Genomic DNA, 305 nt, shown 5'->3' with positions numbered 1-305 from the left:
CCGTTCTCCTTGTTGTAAATTTCTGTGTATATAACTAACTGATTCAGATTCACTCAAAATAAGAGAAAAGTAATCCAGTATTTCATCTATCATTTCTATTGCTTTATCTCCTTCATACTTGATAAAAGTTAATTTATCATCAAAAGAGTAAGCAATAAAAATCTGTTTCCCATAATTGAAGGCTACTGATTCCTTCTTTTTGTTGCTCCATATAGTCGTATTTTTCAATAAGAAAATGGAGTCGTTTAGGTTTGGAAAATAGCTCATTTTCTTATCTCCTATATGTTGGTATCCAGTTTGCTCTA

Annotated in this window: 1 protein-coding gene; it reads right to left on the bottom strand. The window is 30.5% G+C overall.

Annotated features, from left to right (window positions below):
• Positions 1-267, bottom strand: a 267-nt coding sequence (locus RVY79_RS18775) for a hypothetical protein (RefSeq protein WP_317466069.1), incomplete at its 3' end; no start/stop codon positions are given.
• Positions 268-305: the final 38 nt, after the last annotated feature.

This window comes from Chromohalobacter sp. HP20-39 (assembly GCF_033052815.1).
Lineage (GTDB): Bacteria > Pseudomonadota > Gammaproteobacteria > Pseudomonadales > Halomonadaceae > Chromohalobacter.
The sequence above is the reverse complement of the archived record's forward strand: the minus strand, read 5'-3'. Positions and strand labels throughout refer to the sequence as shown.